General features: G+C 67.8%; 13 protein-coding genes. 7 read left to right on the top strand and 6 right to left on the bottom strand.

Annotated elements, in window-relative coordinates:
* The first annotated feature begins 179 nt into the window (after positions 1–179).
* Positions 180–1,661 carry an LTA synthase family protein gene (locus EDC31_RS08955; RefSeq protein WP_042057315.1) on the top strand — a complete coding sequence of 494 codons (1,482 nt, stop codon included), beginning with the start codon at positions 180–182 and terminating at the stop codon, positions 1,659–1,661.
* Between the two features lie 33 nt (positions 1,662–1,694).
* On the opposite strand, the gene EDC31_RS08950 is transcribed toward EDC31_RS08955, so the two are convergent.
* From EDC31_RS08950 to EDC31_RS08925, 6 genes are all read right to left on the bottom strand, one after another.
* Complete coding sequence (locus EDC31_RS08950) at positions 1,695–2,267, bottom strand: NIPSNAP family protein (protein WP_042057316.1); 573 nt, start codon at positions 2,265–2,267, stop codon at positions 1,695–1,697.
* Positions 2,268–2,294: 27 nt separating this feature from the next.
* Positions 2,295–3,641, bottom strand: coding sequence for an acetyl-CoA carboxylase biotin carboxylase subunit (accC, locus tag EDC31_RS08945; RefSeq protein ID WP_042057317.1), 1,347 nt, complete (start codon positions 3,639–3,641; stop codon positions 2,295–2,297).
* Between the two features lie 13 nt (positions 3,642–3,654).
* On the bottom strand, positions 3,655–4,095 hold the full coding sequence (locus tag EDC31_RS08940) for an acetyl-CoA carboxylase biotin carboxyl carrier protein (protein WP_042057318.1): 441 nt from the start codon (positions 4,093–4,095) through the stop codon (positions 3,655–3,657).
* Entirely contained in the window at positions 4,092–4,547 is a 456-nt protein-coding gene (gene aroQ, locus EDC31_RS08935; RefSeq protein WP_042057320.1) for a type II 3-dehydroquinate dehydratase, read from the bottom strand. The genes EDC31_RS08940 and aroQ overlap by 4 nt, the downstream gene beginning before the upstream one ends.
* Positions 4,548–4,622: 75 nt before the next feature.
* Positions 4,623–6,218 carry a cisplatin damage response ATP-dependent DNA ligase gene (locus EDC31_RS08930; RefSeq protein ID WP_042057322.1) on the bottom strand — a complete coding sequence of 532 codons (1,596 nt, stop codon included), beginning with the start codon at positions 6,216–6,218 and terminating at the stop codon, positions 4,623–4,625.
* Positions 6,215–7,225: a ligase-associated DNA damage response exonuclease gene (locus EDC31_RS08925; protein ID WP_042057324.1), complete on the bottom strand. Its 1,011-nt coding sequence runs from the start codon at positions 7,223–7,225 to the stop codon at positions 6,215–6,217. Before EDC31_RS08925 ends, EDC31_RS08930 begins: the two co-directional genes overlap by 4 nt.
* A 41-nt stretch (positions 7,226–7,266) precedes the next feature.
* Between EDC31_RS08925 and EDC31_RS08920 the strand changes: the two genes are divergently transcribed.
* The 6 genes from EDC31_RS08920 (at position 7,267) to EDC31_RS08895 (ending at position 15,812) form a co-directional block, all read left to right on the top strand.
* On the top strand, positions 7,267–9,813 hold the full coding sequence (locus EDC31_RS08920) for a ligase-associated DNA damage response DEXH box helicase (protein WP_042057326.1): 2,547 nt from the start codon (positions 7,267–7,269) through the stop codon (positions 9,811–9,813).
* Between the two features lie 3 nt (positions 9,814–9,816).
* Positions 9,817–10,629, top strand: a complete 813-nt coding sequence (locus EDC31_RS08915; RefSeq protein WP_052511767.1) for a class I SAM-dependent methyltransferase — start codon at positions 9,817–9,819, stop codon at positions 10,627–10,629.
* Between the two features lie 28 nt (positions 10,630–10,657).
* A complete protein-coding gene (locus EDC31_RS08910; protein ID WP_042057328.1) occupies positions 10,658–11,872 on the top strand; it encodes an alpha/beta fold hydrolase in 1,215 nt (404 codons plus the stop codon).
* A gap of 10 nt (positions 11,873–11,882) precedes the next feature.
* Positions 11,883–12,560: a ligase-associated DNA damage response endonuclease PdeM gene (gene pdeM / locus EDC31_RS08905; RefSeq protein ID WP_042057330.1), complete on the top strand. Its 678-nt coding sequence runs from the start codon at positions 11,883–11,885 to the stop codon at positions 12,558–12,560.
* A 158-nt stretch (positions 12,561–12,718) separates the two neighbouring features.
* A complete protein-coding gene (locus tag EDC31_RS08900; protein WP_042057332.1) occupies positions 12,719–13,351 on the top strand; it encodes a D-sedoheptulose 7-phosphate isomerase in 633 nt (210 codons plus the stop codon).
* 52 nt (positions 13,352–13,403) lie between these two features.
* Positions 13,404–15,812: a helicase-related protein gene (locus tag EDC31_RS08895; protein WP_042057334.1), complete on the top strand. Its 2,409-nt coding sequence runs from the start codon at positions 13,404–13,406 to the stop codon at positions 15,810–15,812.
* The last annotated feature ends 336 nt before the right edge of the window (positions 15,813–16,148 follow it).

Genomic DNA, 16,148 nt, shown 5'->3' with positions numbered 1-16,148 from the left:
GCCAGACCCGGAAGCCCAATGAGGAATAATGATCATTTCACGCGCCTTATAGCCGCAAGGGGAAACGCCTGCTACGGGGCTTCCACTCCGTTTCCCGTCGTCTTTCTGAACGCAATCTGTGGCAAGCCTATGGCTCTCAACCCGATTTTTGGTGACAACGTGCGAAGACAATCTACCGGATGAATATCTTGTTGTGGTCCTGCCTCCTGCTCGTCATCGCCACCGAACTTCTCGACGCGCTCGCCGCGCCGCGCCGCGCACGCTCGACGAGCGCCTTCCTGCTCCGCACACTCCCGCCGCTCGCGGTCCTCGGTTTGATCGACATGCTCTGCGGACGGCCCTTCGTCGGACTTGGCGTGACGCTCGCTCTGGAAATCGTGCTCGTCGCGGGGTCAACGATCAAGCTGCGCCTGCTGGACGAGCCGCTGGTCTTTTCCGATCTCGTCGTTCTCGTCTCCTTCCTGCGGGAACCGAAATTCTATCTTCATGCCCTGTCTCCGGGGATCAGGACGCTTCTTCTCATCGCCGCCCTCACCATGCCGCCACTCCTGATCTGGTCCGTCTTGCATGGCAGCCTTGCCGTCCGACTCTCCGGCCTGCTTCTCTGCGGGCTCTCCCTCGTGCTGTTGCGAGTCCTGCTGAAATCCACTCCGCTGATGCGACAGCCGGCCCTGCGCGCCGATTTCCGCCGTCACGGCCTGATCGCGACCCTCGTGACCTATCGTCATCGCTGGAAAAATGCGCCCCCGCTCCCCCCACCGCCGCGATGCATGGCAGGCCAGCCCCTGCCCACGCTGCTGGTCGTGCAATGCGAATCATTCTGCGACCCGGAAGCTCTGTTCCCGGGAGCCTCCCCCCTGCCGGGACTGGCGGACGCCCGGCGCAAGGCGGCGCAGTGGGGAAATCTGCGCGTCAGCGGTTTCGGCGCCTACACCATGCGGTCCGAATATGGCGTGCTGTTCGGCCTCGATGAGGAGCAACTGGGATTCCGGCAATACGATCCGTTCCTCTCCGGCGAGGAGACGCGGCTCCATGCGCTCCCGAACCGGCTGGCCGCACACTATGGCGAGCGGATTTTCCTTCACCCGCATGATTTGCGTTTCTACGGCCGCGACCGCCTTCTGCCGCGCTGGGGTTTCACGCGGCTGATCGGCGGCGAGGCGTTCGAAACCGCCGAGCGCGCCGGCCCCTATGTCGCGGATCGTTCCTTCGGTGAGGCGCTCTCCCGCCTCGTCGAGAGCACCGTCCCGCCGCGCCTCATCCATGGCGTCTCGATGGAGAATCACGGCCCCTGGGCCAGGGGCCGCCTGGGGCTGGAAACGCCGCGCGCCGCCTATGAAGCCCATCTGCGCAACAGCGATCGGATGCTCGCGACGCTGATGAACGATCTGGAGCGCATGGAGGCGGACGTGCTGCTGGTGTTCTTCGGCGATCACCGCCCCTCCCTGCCCGGGGATCTGGACCCGGACGCCGGACGGGAAACGCCCTATCTGATCATCCGCTATGTCCACGGCCGGCCCACCGACCTCACTCCCGCCGAGCACAAGATCACCGACATCACCCCGGCCGGGCTGAACGCGGCCATTCTCGCGGCGCTCGGCATCCGGCAAGGTCAGGCCGAGGCGATGCCGGAACAGGCTCCGATCCGGCGCACGCCATAAGGAGCCGCTTTCACATGCCCGAAGCCGCGCCCTTCAGCGCCAGGCCGAGTTTTGCGCCGGAATCAGGAGTTCGTTTTCCATCCGCGAGACGGTGAGGGCGAAGCCCGGAGGCGGCCAGAGCCCCTCCTGCACGCTACGCGCCCGGATCGCCGCGCGCGCATTCGGATCGGCATAGGGCCAGAGATGGGCGAAACGCTGGGGGCCGTCGATCGACGCCATCACGGCGACCAGCGGCGACAGGGTCTCACGTCCCGGCAAGGAGGCGAGAAACAGCGCCTCCGCCTCCGCCGACCGGCCCGGATTCACGTCGTAGCAGCGCCATTCATACACGCCGCCATAATGCCCGGCAGGCTTCGGCCCCGCCCCGAGGCAGCGCCAGCGCGTGCGTTCGACGCCCTGAAGGAAAGGGAGACTTGCCTCCGGCGCGTCGAGCGGCGCCGCATCCAGCGCCTCCGGAGAATCGGAGACCCGCATCACGTAGATCCGGTTGAGGAGTCCGATATCGACCGACCAGAGTCCAACATCCGTCAGTCCGGCGAGGGAAAGAAGCACATTGGCCGCCTTCCCCGGCACCGCCTGAAGCCGCAGCGTTTCACAATAGGACATGGCGCGCTCTCCGTTTTCCCGCAGCGTTCAGGATTTCAGGGAATCGACGAAACGCTCCAGCCAATGGATGGTGTAATCGCCCTTCCGGAATTGCGGATCGGCGAGAATCTGGCGGTGCAGCGGAATCACCGTCTTCACCCCATCCACCACGCATTCGTCCAGCGCGCGCTGCATCCGGGCGATCGCCTCGGCGCGCGTGGGCGCGTGAACGATCAGCTTGGCGATCATGCTGTCGTAATAGGGGGGCACCCGATATCCGGCATAGATCGCGCTGTCCATCCGCACGCCCAGGCCCCCCGGCGCGTGAAAGACGGTGATCGTGCCGGGATTGGGGGCGAAGGTCTCCGGGTCCTCGGCGTTGATGCGGCATTCGATCGCATGCCCGCTGAACGAGATGTCCGACTGCCCGTAGCCGAGCGGCTCGCCCGCCGCGATGCGGATCTGCTCGCGCACGAGATCCACGTCGCATACCATCTCGGTAACGGGATGCTCGACCTGGAGGCGGGTGTTCATCTCGATGAAGCAGAACTGCCCGTCCTGATAGAGGAACTCCAGCGTCCCGGCGTTGCGGTAGCCCATCTTCGCCAGCGCCGCCGTCGCCGTGGCGCCGATGGCGTCGCGCGCTTCCGCCGTGAGCGCGGGCGAACCCGCCTCCTCCAGCAGCTTCTGGTGACGGCGCTGCAGGGAGCAGTCGCGCTCGCCGAAATGAACCACGTTGCCATGGGTATCGGCGAGAATCTGCAATTCGATATGGCGCGGACGATCCAGATATTTCTCCAGATAGACCTCGTCATTGCCGAAGGCCGCGCGGGCTTCGGTGCGCGCGACGCTCCATGCCTCCTCGAGTTCGTCCTCGCCGCGCGCGACCTTCATGCCGCGCCCGCCGCCGCCCGCCGCCGCCTTGATCAGCACCGGATAGCCGATCCGGGAGGCGACCGCGCGCGCCTCCTCGACCGAACGCAACGCCCCGTCCGATCCCGGCACGAGCGGCACGCCCAGCGCCTGCATCGTCGTCTTGGCGGTGATCTTGTCGCCCATCATGCGGATGTGCCGGGCGGTCGGGCCGATGAAGGTCAGCCCGTGCGCCTCGACCGTCTCGGCGAAATCGGCGTTCTCGGAGAGGAAGCCGTAGCCGGGATGGATCGCCTCGGCCCCGGTGATGGTCGCCGCCGACAGGATGGCCGCCACGTTGAGATAGGAATCGCGCGAGGAAGGCGGCCCGATGCAGACGGCCTCGTCGGCCAGGCGCACATGCATCGCGTCGGCGTCGGCTGTCGAATGCACCGCGACGGTCGCGATCCCCATCTCGCGGCAGGCGCGGAGGATACGCAAGGCGATCTCGCCGCGATTGGCGATCAGGATCTTGGAGAACATGAGCGCCAGAACCTTATTCGATGATCGCCAAAGGCTCACCGTATTCGACCGGATTGCCGGAGACCACGAGGATCTTCGCGATCTTGCCCGATTTCGGCGCCTTGATCTGGTTGAAGGTCTTCATCGCCTCGATCAGCATCAGCGTCTGCCCCGCCGCGACGGTCTGACCTTCCGACACGAAAGGCGGCGAGGTCGGATCGGGCGTCAGATAGACCACGCCGACCATCGGGCTCGTGACCGCGCCCGGATGTTTCGACAGATCGGCCGGAGCGGCAGGCGCCGCGGCGGTCGAGGCAACCGCGGCGATAGGAGCGGCGACCTGCGTCACCACGCCCCCCCGTACCACGCGCACCCGGCTGTCCCCCTCGGCGACCTCGATCTCGGTCAACCCGGTTTCCGTCAGAATGTCGGCCAATGCCCGGATGGCATCCGCGTCCACGAGCATACGGCTCATCTCTCGTCCTCGTCCTCGATCATGTCAAAAACTGCCTGCATCGCCAGGGCGTATCCCCGCACGCCGAGCCCGCAGATCACGCCGATGGCGGCGCGCGCGGTATAGGTGTGGCGGCGGAAATCCTCCCGGCGATGGATGTTGGAAATATGCACCTCGACCGTCGGCACCCCCACCGCCAGCAGCGCGTCCATCAGCGCGATGGACGTATGGCCGTACCCGGCGGGGTTGATGACGACGCCGCGCGCGCGTCCCCGCATCTCCTGAACCCAGGAAATCAGCTCGCCCTCGATATTCGTCTGACGGAAATCGAGGGCGACGTCGAGCCTCTCGGCCGTGGCGAGGCAAAGCTGCTCCACGTCGTCAAGCGTCGCCCGTCCGTAGATTTCCGGCTGGCGCAGACCGAGCATGTTGAGGTTGGGGCCGTTCAGCACGGCGATCAATGGGCGCATCATCTCGGCCTGCCCCTAGCACGCCTCTCCGTCGCGTTAAAGTGGCGCTCAGGTACCGGACGACAAGGGCGGCGACGCTCAGTGCGCGAGATAGGCTTTCACGAACGCGTCCAGCCCGTCCGCCTCATGGGCGGGCTTGTCGGCGCGGATGCGCGCGATCCGCGGGAAACGCAGGGCGATCCCGCTTTTGTGACGTGTCGAACGCTGCGCGGCGTCGAAGGCGATCTCCAGCACCAGCGCCTTCTCCACCTCCCGCACCGGCCCGAACCGCCCGATCGTGTGATGCCGGACCCAGCGGTCGAGAAAGCGCAATTCTTCGTCAGTGAAGCCGAAATACGCCTTGCCGATCGGCACCAGCTCCGGCCCGTCCTCGCCCTCCCGCCAGAGACCGAAGGTGAAGTCCGAATAATAGGAACTCCGCTTCCCGTGGCCGCGCTGGGCATACATCAGCACGGCGTCCACCGTCAGCGGCGCGCGCTTCCACTTCCACCACATCCCGCGCGGACGGCCGGGCAGATAGGCGGACGCCCCCCGCTTGAGCATGAGCCCCTCGATGGACGCCGCCCGCGCCGCTTCGCGCAGGGCCGCGAGTTCGGAGAAATCGGCGAACGGAATCAGCCGCGAAAGATCCATACGCTCCGGTCTCACGCGCTCCACCCAGGCTTCGAGACGCTTGCGCCGCACGTCGAAGGCGAGCCCCCGCACGTCCTCGCCGTTGTCGAACAGAATGTCATAGAGGCGCACAAAGGCCGGAAAGCGCGCCATCATCGCGCCCGTCGGCGTCTTGCGGTTCAGCCGCTGCTGCAACTCGGCGAAAGGCGCGGCCTCGCCGTCGCGCAGGACCAGCAATTCCCCGTCGAGCGCCACGGCCTCCCCCGTCGCGTCGAGCGCGTCGAGAATCTCCGGAAACGCCGCGCCGATATTTTCCGCCGTGCGGGAATACAGCCGCACGCCCCCGGCGGTGCGGACGAGCTGGACCCTGATTCCGTCCCATTTCCACTCGGCGCGCCAGTCCTCGGGGTCCAGCGCGGCCAGATCGGCGTCCTCCAGCGGATGCGCCAGCATCGGCGGGCGGAAGACCGGCGCGCCGGCGGGATCGGGCCGGCTCTCGCGCCCCTCGATCCAGTCGAAGAGCGGGCGATAGGGCGGCTCCAGCCCGTGCCAGATCTCCTCGATCTCGTCGGGCGCGATCCCGGCGATCTCCGCCAGCGCCGTCTTGGCCAGCCGCCCGGACGCGCCCACACGCAGGCCGCCGGTCATGAGCTTGAGGATCGCATAGCGCACGGACGGGGCGGAGGCGTCGAGCCACCGCTCCACGATCCCGGGCATCTCGCTCTTCGTCGCCGCGCGCAACGTTTCCACGACGAGAGACACGGAGGGCGGCTCCTCGACGGCCGCTTCCCGCACGGGCCAGATCAGCGCCACCGTCTCCGCCAGATCACCGACATAATCATAGGACAGCTCGAACAGCACCGGATCGACCCGCGCCGTCGCGATGTCGCGGATCAGCGACCGTCTCGCCGCCGGAAGAACCAGCGTCCCGGCGATGGCCGCGAGCGCATAGCCGCGATCCGGGTCCGGCGCCTCGGCGAAATAGGCGCGCAGCAGGGCGAGCTTGACCGTCCGCGCCGGGGTGAAGGCCAGACGCTCCAACAAGGCCGAGAAGAGTCTCATGCGGTCTCGTCCTCTTCATAGCCGATGAGCCGCAACGCCCGCCCGCGAATGCCGAACCCCGCCAGCGCATGGATCAGCGCGTCCTCGCGCCCATGCGTGACCCAGATATCCTCCGCCCCCACCTCGCGGCAGGTGGTCAGGAGCGCGTCCCAGTCGGCATGGTCGCTGATGATGAGAGGCAACTCCACTCCGCGCGATTTCGCGCGCTGCCGGACCTGCATCCAGCCCGAGGCGAGGCAGACCACGGGATCGGCCAGACGCCGCGCCCAGCGATCCGCGATCGCCCCGGGCGGCGCGAGCACGATCCCGCCACACAACTCGCCCTTCGCCGCCTCCGTCGCCGGGCGCAGATCCCCGAGCGCCACGCCGAACCGCTCATAGAGTCCGCACAGCGGACGCAGCGCGCCGTGGAGCCAGACCGGCCCGTCATATCCCGCCTGCCGCAACAGGGCGATCAGGCGCTGACACTTGCCCAGCGCATAGCATCCCACCACATGAGTGCGGTCGGGGAAGAGCTTCACGTCGCGCAGGAGCTTGTCGATCTCGCGCAAAGGATCTGGATGACGAAACACCGGGAGGGCGAAGGTGGCCTCGGTCACGAACAGGTCGCACGGCACGGGCGCGAAGGCGCGGCATGTCGGATCGGGCGCGCGCTTGTAATCGCCGCTCACCACCGCGCGCGTCCCGGCGCGTTCCATCACCGCCTGCGCGCTGCCCAGCACATGCCCCGCCGGTTCCAGACGCAGCCGCACCCCGCCGACGGTCAGCTCCTCGCCATAACGCAGGGGCTGCTGCGTTGCGCCCGCGCGATCCTCTCCGAGGCGAAGGCGCATGATGGCGAGCGTCTCCTCCGTCGCCAGCACCGCGCCGTGATCCGGCCGGGCGTGATCGGCATGGCCATGGGTGATCACCGCGCGCGGCACCGGAACCAGCGGGTCGATAAAGAAATCACCCGGCGCGCAGTAGAGTCCCTCGGCCCTCGGCACGAGCCATTCCGTCGCTTTCATTCTTCTTCCGCCCCTGCCCTGGCCCATCTCCTGGCCCGATCATGACGTTGCCCGCCCTCTTCTCAACGTGGTTCACGGCCAATGGGTGGCACCCCTATCCGCATCAGATCGAAATGGCGGCTCTGGCGCGAAAGGGACAGTCCGCCCTGCTCATCGCCCCGACGGGCGGGGGCAAGACCCTGGCCGGGTTCCTGCCGAGCCTGATCGAACTGTCCGAAACGCCGCCGGAGCAGCGGCGCGGCATCCACACGGTCTATATCTCCCCCCTCAAGGCGCTGACCGCCGATATCGCCCGCACGCTCTCCCGCCCCGTCGCGGAGATGGACCTTCCCGTCCGCATCGAGTCGCGAACGGGCGACACCTCCGCCGCTGCCCGCGCCCGGCAGCGCGCGGCCCCGCCGGACATCCTCCTGACCACGCCGGAGAGCCTCGCCCTGATGCTGTCCTGGCCCGATTCGCCCGCGCTGTTCGGGAATATGCGCGCCGTGGTGATCGACGAGATCCACGCGCTCTACGGCACCAAGCGCGGCGATCATCTGGCGCTCTGCCTCGCCCGCCTGTCCCGCCTCGCCCCGCAGGCGCGGCGGACCGGCCTGTCCGCGACCATCGCCGATCCCGCGACGGTCGCGGCCTTCCTCGCGCCGGGGGGAGAGGCGCGGCGCGTCCGTCTCGTACAGGCACGCGCGGGCGCTCCGCCGGACGTGCGGACGCTGATCCCGTCCGGCATGGCGGATTCGGAGGACTGGTATCTGCCCTGGGCGGGGCATATGGGCGTCAACGCCGCGCAGGCCGTGCTGTCCCGCATCCGGGCCGCCGGGATGAGCATCGTCTTCGTCAACACGCGGGCGCAGGCGGAGCTGATCTTTCAGGCGCTCTGGCGGATCAACGACGAGACGCTGCCCATCGCGCTGCATCACGGCTCGCTGGAGATCGAGCAGCGGAGCCGTGTCGAGACGGCCATGGCCGAGGGGAAATTGCGCGCCATCGTCGCCACGGCCTCGCTGGATCTCGGGATCGACTGGGCCGGGGTGGACCAGATCCTCCAGATCGGCGCGCCGAAATCCGTCTCCCGCCTCATGCAGCGCATCGGCCGCGCCAACCACCGGCTGGACGAGCCCTCGCGCGCCCTTCTCGTCCCCGCCAGCCGCTTCGAGGTGCTGGAATGCGAGGCCGCCCGCCAGGCCGTCGCGGCGGGCGATCTCGACGGCCCCGCCCCGCGCCCCGGCGGACTGGACGTGCTGGCGCAGCATGTCCTCGGAATGGCCTGCGCCGCGCCCTTCACCGCCGATGTGCTCTATGCGGAGATCACCTCCGCCGGGCCTTACGCCGCTCTCGCCCGCGCGGATTTCGACGACGTGCTGGCCTATGTCGAGCATGGCGGCTACGCCCTGCGCGCCTATGACCGCCATCGCCGCCTCGTGATCGATTCCCTTGGCCAATATTGGGTGCGGAACGAGCAGGTCGTGCGGCAGTACCGCATGAATATCGGCACCATCGTCGAAGCGCCGATGCTCCGAATCCGCCTGCGCGGCGGGCCCGTCCTCGGCGAGGTGGAGGAGTATTTCGCCAATCAACTGACCGAGGGCGACAGCTTCGTCTTCGGCGGGGAGCAGCTCGTCTTTCTCGGGATTCGCGACATGGCGATCGAGGTCGCGCGCGGGAGCGGCGACCGGCCCAAAATCCCGGTCTATGGCGGAAGCTGGATGGCGATCACCAGCAATCTCGCCCGCCGCGTGCGCGCGCTCCTGCACGACAAACGCGCGTGGCCGACCCTGCCCGACCCCGTACGCGAATGGCTCGCGGCGCAGGCGCGCCGCTCCGAACTGCCCGGAGAAGGCGGGCTGCTCGTCGAGACCTTCCCGCGTCACGGGCACTGGCATCTCGTCGCCTATACGTTCGAGGGGCGGAACGCTCATCAGACGCTGGGCCTGCTTCTTACGCGGCGGCTGGAGCGCGCCGGATGCGGGCCGCTGGGCTTCGTCGCCACCGATTACGTCATCGCCTGCTGGTGCCTGCGCGAGCCGACGGACATCGCGGAGCTGTTCAGCGAGGACATGCTGGGCGAGGATCTGGACGACTGGATGGCGGAAAGCTCGCTCCTGCGCCGCACCTTCCGCAACGTCGCGATCATCGCCGGGCTCGTGGACCGCGATCTTCCCTCGCGCCGGAAGACCGGACGCCAGATCACCGTCAGCACTGATCTTCTCTATGACGTGCTCCGCAAGCATCAGCCCGATCACATCCTGCTCCGCGCGACATGGGCCGACGCGGCGAGCGGCCTGACCGACCTCTCCCGCATCGCCGCGATGCTCAGGCGCGCGCGGGAGGGGCTGGTGCATCGCCGCCTCGACCATATTTCGCCGCTCGCCGTGCCGATCATGCTGGAGATGGGCCGCGAGCGCGTGGGCGGCATGGCGGAGGACGAGTTGCTGGCGGAGGCGGAAATGCTGATGGCCGAGGCGATCGCTCCGGCCACCAACGAGCCCCTTCCGGACACGGGTCATTCTGGCTACCGTAGCAGGGAGCGCCGTCGCCCTCCCGCCGACAGGACGGCCGGCGGGAGGGCTGACAGAGCAAACCGGAGTTGAGACATGATGACTGCACGATGTGCCGCCCTTCCCCGCGCCGCCTTCTGGAGCGCCGCCGTGCTCGGGCTGGCGGCGGCCGCCTTCCCCCCGGCGGCCCATGCCCGGATTGCCACCACGCTCTCCGCCGGCAGTCCCGGACTCGCCATCGCGCAGGCGATCAGCAACGCCGATCGTCCCGCGACGGACCGCGCCCGCGACGCCGACCGCAAACCCGCGGCGCTTCTGGCCTTCGCCGGCGTGCGGCGCGGCATGGCGATCGCGGACGTGATGCCGGGCCAGGGCTATTTCACCCGGCTGTTCGCGAATGCGGTCGGGCCGACCGGCCATGTCTGGGCCGTCGAGCCGGCCTGGCTCCTGGAGAAACATCCCGGCGCACTCAACGCGATGAACGCGCTCGCGCAGCAGCCCTCCTTCGCGAATGTCTCCGTCGTCACCCGAAAACTCGACGCACTCGCCCTGCCGCGCAAGGTGGATATGGTCTGGACCTCCCAGAATTACCATGATCTGTATTACGGCCAGAGTCCGGACGCGGCGCTCGCCTTCGACAAGGCGGCCTTCGCGGCCCTGAAGCCGGGGGGAATCTTCATGGTGATCGACCATGTCGCCGCACCGGGCGCAACCGGCGATCTCGCATCCCTGCATCGCATCGACCCGGCGCTCATCCGCCAGCAGGCGGAGGCGGCGGGATTCGTCTTCCAGGCCGAAAGCAAGGCGCTCGCCAACCCTTCGGACCCGCATGACAAGCCGGTCTTCGATCCCTCCATCCGGGGCCGGACCGATCAGGCCATATTGAAATTCCGCAAGCCCGCCCGCTGACCCCTCCTCACCGGACACCGAACCCGCCATGAAGACCCTGACTGTCGCCCTCAGTTCCGCCGCGCTGCTCCTTCTCGCGGGATGCGCGGATGATTCCGGCGCGGAGAAGACCGCTTCGACCGTCCCCCCGGCGCAAGCCCCGGGACAGTTGGTCTCCAGCACGCCTCTCGATCCCGCCCTTTCCGTACCCGACGCGAGCAAGGCGCTGTCGATCTCCTATCTGGCGACGAACGGCGTCACCGGCTCCGGCCTCGTGCAGGTAACGGGCGAAGTGCTCTATCCCGACGGGCCCGCACCCGCCGGGGGCTGGCCCGTCGTCGCCTGGGCGCACGGCACCGTCGGAATCGCCGATCAATGCGCCCCGTCGCGCAACCCGCATTCGGCGCGCGACAAGGAGTATCTCGACGCCTGGCTGAAGCGCGGCTTCGCCGTCGTCGCCACCGATTATCAGGGCCTCGGCGGCGAGGGGCCGCATCCTTACCTGAACGCCCGCGCCGAGGCGTATAGCGTGCTGGACAGCGTACGCGCCGCCCTCTCCGGCCTGCCGGACCTGCGCAACACCGTCATGATCGTCGGCCAGTCGCAGGGCGGGGGCGCGGCCTTCGCCGCCGCCGCCTACGCGCCGCTCTATGCTCCGAAGCTCGACATCCGGGGAACGGTCGCGACGGGTATCCCCTACATCACCCCGCAAATCGCGAAGACTCTCTTCGCCAGCGGACGCAAGGAGGGGCGCCACAAGGGCGACGGGCAAGGTGATTCGAGCTGGGTGATCGCCTATATGCTCCTGATGGGCGCAGGACAGGCCAGCATCGACCCGACATTCGACCCGAAGCTGGCCTACACGCCCAAGGCCATGAATGCGTTCCACGCAGCATCGACCGAGTGCCTCGCCCCTCTGCATGACATCATCAAGGCGGACGGGCTGACGCAGAAGAACGCCTTCACGCCCGCCCTGCCCAAAGTGCTCGCGCCGGTCATTCGCGCCATGGCTTACCCCACGCTGAAACTCTCCGCTCCCCTCTTCGTCGGCACCGGGACGGCGGATACCGACGTCGCGCCGCTCAGCCAGCTTGCCCTCGTCAAGGATGCCTGCGCGGCGGGAACGCTCGTTCAGGCCCATCTCTACAAAGGCAAGGACCATTCCGAGACGGTCCTCGCCTCCCTCCCCGCCTCGGCGGCCTTCACCGACGCGGTCATGAACGGCAGGCCGGTCACGCCGGACTGCACGCCGCGTCCTCAATGATAGCTTCCCGGTGAACACCGCGCCGCTCGTCCTCGGAGGGGCGCGTCTCCTGCTCGATCCCTCCGGCGCGCTGTTCTGGCCGGAGGAAAGCCTGCTGGTGGTGGCCGATCTCCATCTGGAAAAAGGCACTGCCTTCGATCGTCACGGGCTCATCCTGCCTCCATGGGACAGTGTCGAAACGCTCGCGGCGCTGGAGGACGCGATCGAACGGCATGCCCCCGCGCGACTGCTGGCCCTGGGCGACAGCTTTCACGACGCGGGCGGCTGGGCACGCCTCGACAGAGTGTTGAAAGCGCGCCTTCTGGCCATCGCCGCGCGGATCGAAACGGTCTGGCTGTCCGGCAATCACGATCCCGAGCCAGACCCGGAACTGCCCGGTCATCGGGCCACGATCGCCTCAAGGGGGCCGTTCGTGTTCCGGCACGAGGCGAGTGCGGACCGCACTGGGGAGCAGATTGAAATATCCGGACATTTCCATCCCAAGGCCCGGATGCGGCTGCGCGGCCAACTCATCGCCCGGGCCTGTTTCATAACGGATGAGAGGCGGCTGATCCTCCCGGCCTTCGGCGCTTACACCGGAGGTCTGGACGTCTCCGACCCCACGATCGCCGGCCTGTTTCCGCGCGGCACGACGATCTTCATGCGCGGGCGGCACAATATCTATCGCTTCGAACGCGCGGCGGCATGACGCCGATCCGCGCCGCGGCGACGACTTTCAAGCGGAGGCCCCACTCTGTTCCCCAATCTGTTAATGCCTTGTTCAGCATTTCCCTCTAATATCCCGATCACCGCGCCACGGTCGTTTTCGCCGGGCTCGCATCGTTTTCTTTCCGGACTGCCTTCGTCATGCCATTCGCCGCTTCCCCTCTCGATGCCGTTCCCCTCCATATGGATCTCGACGGGGATCGCGCCTTCATGCGGGATTATCTCGATAAATCCGCGGCGGCGATGTCCGCTTTCGCATCGGACCGGCGGCTCGCCGCGCAATTGCTGGAACTCGGCGGCCTCATCGCCGATTCGCTCGCGGCGGGAGGCAAGCTGCTGACCGCCGGGAATGGCGGCAGCGCGGGAGACGCCCAGCATATCGCGAGCGAATTCACCGCGCGGCTGATGTACGACCGCCGCCCGCTCGCCGCCGTGGCGCTGACGACGGACAGTTCCAGCCTCACCGCCATCAGCAACGATTATGGCTACGAGCATGTCTTCGCCCGGCAGGTGCTCGCCCTTGGCCGCCCGGGAGACGTGTTTCTGGGCATTTCGACGTCCGGCCGCTCCCCCAATATCCTGCGCGCCTTCACCGAGGCGCGACGCGCGGGACTGACCACCATCGCCTTTTGCGGTTCCGCCACCACGGACCTGCCGGATGTCGATCACGTCTTCAGCGCCTCGTCGGACTGGACGCCGGTGATCCAGCAAGTCCACATCACCGCCGGTCATATCGTCTGCGGCATCGTGGAGAGACGCCTCTGCCCGCGCTGAGCGCCATCGGCAGGCGTTGCGACAGGCTCGAAACTCCCGCACAAGCATAGCCATGGACGCCGCCTCCTCTCCCGCCGCCCGCGCGATCGCCGCCGCCGCCGAAGAAACCGGCCTGACGCCCGCCGCGCGCGAATGGCCCCGGCTCGAAAAACTGGTCGCGCGCGCCCTCGCGCCGGGAGCCGATCACGTCGCACCGGCCGATTACGAGCGTTGCCTCTGCGACGTGCGCCGCAAGGACTGGGCGGCGCAACTGATGAACGCCGCCCGTCGCGCGGGCGAGCAATGGGTCACGAAGCCGGATGTGCTCGAGGCCGTCAGCCGGATGCATGATCCACGCGCGACAGCCGGGGGTCTGCGCGCCGTGCTGGACGAGGTGCTCGCCGAACGCATGCGCGAACTCGGCGACACGCCGCGCGCGGTGCTGGAGGCGATGCAGGCGGATTTGACGGATGCCGGGCAATTTCTGTCCGGCGCGCAGGTGGATCGTCTGGCGCAGGCCGTCGCCGCCGCGTTCGGCATCGCGGATACGCAATTCGAGGACGAAATGCTCGCCGCGGAGCGCGCGCGGCGGGAAGAGGAAGCGCGCATCGAGGCGCGCGCCGAGGCGCGGCGGCGCCGCGAGGAGGAACGTCTCCGCACGTGGGAAGAGAGTCTCGTTCCCTATTCGGCGATTCCCGCGATCCTGCATTGCAGCCAGCGCGAAGTCCTGCGCTGGCTCGCCGAGAACCGCATCCCCGTGGCGCGCCGCGTCCCCCAGCCGGACGGGACGGAACTCTTCCTGTTCGATCCGGAGGAGTTGCGGAAGCTCCGCCGCCACCTTCCGGAATGGCGGGGCCGCGCGCTTCCGGTCGAGCCGGAGCCGCAACCCGCGACGGGCCGCAAGGTCGGCAACGCCGTCATCGCCCGCATCGCCGCGCTGGACCGTTACGCCGCCCATTTCAAAACCGCCCGCGCGCTCAAGCGCCGCATCACCCTGGTGACAGGCCCCACGAATAGCGGGAAGTCCTACACTGCGCTGAACGCGCTGGCCGCCGCCGGAAGCGGGCTGGCCCTGGCGCCTCTCCGCCTTCTGGCGCATGAATTCCGCGAGGCGCTTCTGTCGCGTGGCGTCCCCGCCTCGCTGGCGACGGGGGAAGAGCGCATCACCCTGCCCGGCGCCCGCCATCTGGCAGCCACGGTCGAGATGTGTCCGTTTCATCATCCCGTCGACGTGGCGATCATCGACGAGGCGCAGATGCTCGCGGACCCCGATCGCGGCGCGGCCTGGACGGCGGCGATCATGGGAGCGCCCGCGCGCCATCTCTATGTTCTCGGCGCGCCGGATTGCGCGCCGCTGGTCCGGCGCATCGCCGAACTCTGCGACGATCCGCTGGACGAGATCAGCCTCGAGCGCAAAAGCCCGCTCAAAGCCGCCGAAGCGCCGGTGCGATTGGGCGAATTGACGGCCGGCGACGCCGTGATCGCCTTTTCCCGCCGCGAGGTGCTGGATCTGCGGGCCGAATTGCTGGCGCGCGGACGGCGCGTGGCCGTGGTCTACGGCGCGCTTTCGCCCGAGGTGCGCCGGGCCGAAGCCGCCCGCTTCAACGATGGCGACGCCGAGATCCTGGTCGCCACTGACGCGATCGGCATGGGCCTCAACCTGTCCATCAAGCGTGTCGTGTTCAGCTCCTTGCGGAAATTCGACGGGCGCGACACCCGCGACCTCACCACGCAGGAAATCAAACAGATCGGCGGCCGCGCCGGGCGCTACGGCAAGCATGAGGACGGGCTCGTCGCCGTGCTGGCGGAAGCGGGCAGCCCGGCCTTCATCCACAGGAAACTGGTCGCGCCGCCTGAGCCGATTCTCGAATTGCGACCGCTGGTCCAGCCTGACGCCGACATCGTCCGTGCCGTGGCGGAAGAAATGGACACGGAAAGTCTCTACGGCGTGTTGTCCCGCATCAAACGCGCGGTCCTGCGTCCGGACGACCCGAATTACCGCCTTGCGGACATGGATCAGGCCTTCGAGATCGCCTCGGCGCTGGAAGGAATCGACGGCCTCGATCTCACCGAGCGCTGGACCTATGCCATGTGCCCGGTGGACGAGCGCGATAACGGCATCGCCCGGCTGACGCGCTGGGCCACGGATCACGCCGCCCGCCGGACCGTGCCGCCGCCGGGAACGGGTCGCCTGCCCCAACCCGTGCAGGCGGGGCGCGAAGAGCTGGAACGCGCGGAGAAACGACACAAACGCCTCGTGGCCTGGCGCTGGCTGGCGCTGCGCTTCCCCGAGGCCTATCCGGATTTCGCGGCCGCCGAGGCGAACAGCGAAACCCTCAATGACTGGATCGAAGCGGTGCTGCGCCAGCAGAGTCGTGTCCGCGAGCATGAGCGGCAGGAGCGCCGCCGCGGCTTCGGACCGAAGAAGGCCGCACCACGCCCCACCACGCGCAAACCCGAGTCGCCGCGCAAGCGGCGGTGATTCGCGCCCCAAGGCGCGGCGGCCGGAAATTTAATCCGGGAGTCAAAAAAATTTCTTTCATTTGTCATAAAAACGGGTCTAACGTGATTTTGCGGTGATCGGGCAGCTTCAAGTATCCGGTGGGTCGCTATCCACTGATCAGGAAGTAAAGCCCAGTTCAGCGCAAAACAAATGCGCCATTTCGCGCAGTGCGATGAAAGGAAGCCGATATGTCATCTGGTCTTTCCGTAAGCACATTCCATCGCAAACCCATGGAATATTCAGGGGTTGCCCATGTCAATGTCATACATTGGGGGGCCGATCCGCCGTAAGGCGGCCTATGTCATACGACGCCGG

Source organism: Acidomonas methanolica, assembly GCF_004346035.1.
GTDB lineage: Bacteria > Pseudomonadota > Alphaproteobacteria > Acetobacterales > Acetobacteraceae > Acidomonas > Acidomonas methanolica.
Note: the sequence above shows the minus strand (reverse complement) of the source record. Positions and strands in the feature narration are given on the sequence as shown.

Coding starts and splice junctions, on each gene's coding strand:
- EDC31_RS08955 (WP_042057315.1), top strand. CDS start 180: ATGAATATCTTGTTGTGGTCCTGCCTCCTGCTCGTCATCGCCACCGAA.
- EDC31_RS08950 (WP_042057316.1), bottom strand. CDS start 2,267: ATGTCCTATTGTGAAACGCTGCGGCTTCAGGCGGTGCCGGGGAAGGCG.
- accC (WP_042057317.1), bottom strand. CDS start 3,641: ATGTTCTCCAAGATCCTGATCGCCAATCGCGGCGAGATCGCCTTGCGT.
- EDC31_RS08940 (WP_042057318.1), bottom strand. CDS start 4,095: ATGAGCCGTATGCTCGTGGACGCGGATGCCATCCGGGCATTGGCCGAC.
- aroQ (WP_042057320.1), bottom strand. CDS start 4,547: ATGATGCGCCCATTGATCGCCGTGCTGAACGGCCCCAACCTCAACATG.
- EDC31_RS08930 (WP_042057322.1), bottom strand. CDS start 6,218: ATGAGACTCTTCTCGGCCTTGTTGGAGCGTCTGGCCTTCACCCCGGCG.
- EDC31_RS08925 (WP_042057324.1), bottom strand. CDS start 7,225: ATGAAAGCGACGGAATGGCTCGTGCCGAGGGCCGAGGGACTCTACTGC.
- EDC31_RS08920 (WP_042057326.1), top strand. CDS start 7,267: ATGACGTTGCCCGCCCTCTTCTCAACGTGGTTCACGGCCAATGGGTGG.
- EDC31_RS08915 (WP_052511767.1), top strand. CDS start 9,817: ATGATGACTGCACGATGTGCCGCCCTTCCCCGCGCCGCCTTCTGGAGC.
- EDC31_RS08910 (WP_042057328.1), top strand. CDS start 10,658: ATGAAGACCCTGACTGTCGCCCTCAGTTCCGCCGCGCTGCTCCTTCTC.
- EDC31_RS08900 (WP_042057332.1), top strand. CDS start 12,719: ATGCCATTCGCCGCTTCCCCTCTCGATGCCGTTCCCCTCCATATGGAT.
- EDC31_RS08895 (WP_042057334.1), top strand. CDS start 13,404: ATGGACGCCGCCTCCTCTCCCGCCGCCCGCGCGATCGCCGCCGCCGCC.